General features: G+C 37.3%; 1 protein-coding gene. It reads right to left on the bottom strand.

Going from position 1 to position 1,630, the window contains the following annotated elements:
- Positions 1-84: 84 nt before the first annotated feature.
- Entirely contained in the window at positions 85-1,341 is a 1,257-nt protein-coding gene (locus M1R56_RS09900; RefSeq protein ID WP_248036032.1) for an ISL3 family transposase, read from the bottom strand.
- Positions 1,342-1,630 lie beyond the last annotated feature (289 nt).

The following is a 1,630-nucleotide window of genomic DNA, read 5'->3' as shown; positions in this document are numbered from 1 at the left end:
AAAGTAGTGAGTACTCTCTCCCGTCGGAGATTTTCTCACTACTAATCTTAGTATGTTTGTCAACTGTAGTGGGTTGATAAAAAGTTATAACCTGGAGAGGACCAACATGGTTCTCTCCTTTTTGATGTTCAAAGCAATGAGGATTCTAGTTTTAAAGTTTTCAAAGTTCCGGAAGCCAAAAGCATTGCGCTTGATGACCTTAATGAGGTTATTAGTAGCCTCCAGTTTCGCGTTTGAGTAGGGCAGTTCCAGTGCGTTCATGATTTTGTCCTTGTCTTTCAAAAAGGTCTTAAAAACAGTTTGAAAAATAGGATTTACACAAGAAATCGTTTCTTCAATCAGTTCAAAGAAATTGTCTGTTTGTTTCTCTTGGAAATGAAACAGTAATAGTTGATAGAGTTCATAGTGCTTTCTAAGTTCTTGAGAGTATGCAAGGAGCTTTTCGAGAATCTCATTATTGGTCAAGTGTGAGCGAAAAGTAGGGCGATAAAAACGTCTATCACTAAGTTTACGGCTATCCTGTTGAATGAGTTTCCAGTAACGTTTTAATGCTTTATATTCGTGCGATTTACGATCAAAACGATTCATGATTTGGATACGAAGACGATTCATAGCTCGACTGAGATGTTGGACAATGTGAAAGCGGTCGAGAACGATTTTAGCATTAGGAAAAAGTTTTCTGGCAATATCGTAATAGGGACTAAACATATCCATTGTAAAGACTTTCACGCGACTTCTCACCTGACTAGAATAACGAAGAAAATGATTGCGAATAGTCGCTTGAGTTCGTCCATCCAGAATAGTTACGATCTTTCTGGAATCAAAATCCTGTGCAATGAAACTCATCAACCCTTTCTTGAAGCTGTATTCATCCCAAGACATGTGAGTTGGAAGGAAAGATAAATCTGTCTTGAATTTGAATTCTTTCAATTTACGAATGACTGTCGAAGTAGAGACAGATAGACTTTCTGCGATAGCCGTCATAGGGACTTTCTCGATTAATTTTTGAGTGATTTTCTGGTTGACGATGGTCGCGATTTGGTGATTCTTTTTGACTAAGGAAGTCTCTGCGACAGCTATTTTCCCGCAGACTTTACAACGGAAACGGCGTTTTCTCAATCGAATGAGTGTCTTATAGCCTGCACACTCTAGATAAGGGATTTTAGATTCTTTCTGGAAGTCATATTTAGTCATTTGCCCTAGGCAGTGATGACACTTAGGAGCAGGATAATCTAGCTTAGCGATGACTTCTTTATGAGTTCCAGCATCAAGATAATCCAAGATTTTGATGTTCTTGTCTTTAATTCCGAGTAAGTTTGTGATAAAATTTAATTGTTCCATAAGATTCTTTCTAATGATGGTTTGGTCGCTTTTCATTATAGGTCTTATGGGACTTTTTTTCTACAACAAAATAGGCTCCATAATTCCTATGGTGGTTTTACCCACTACAGAAATTATAGAGCCGAATATGATTATCTAGTCAGATTTACGAGAATTACAAACTCATAATCAATAACATTACAGACTCAAAAAAACACAAGATAGAAACCAAAGCCCTTCTTTCCCCCTTTCTCTGCTATACTACAAGCAGAGAAAGGGGGAAAGCAAATGCTTGAAAAGTATTATGAGA

The organism is Streptococcus sp. oral taxon 431 (assembly GCF_023115445.1).
Classification (GTDB): Bacteria; Bacillota; Bacilli; order Lactobacillales; family Streptococcaceae; genus Streptococcus.
Note: the sequence above shows the minus strand (reverse complement) of the source record. Positions and strands in the feature narration are given on the sequence as shown.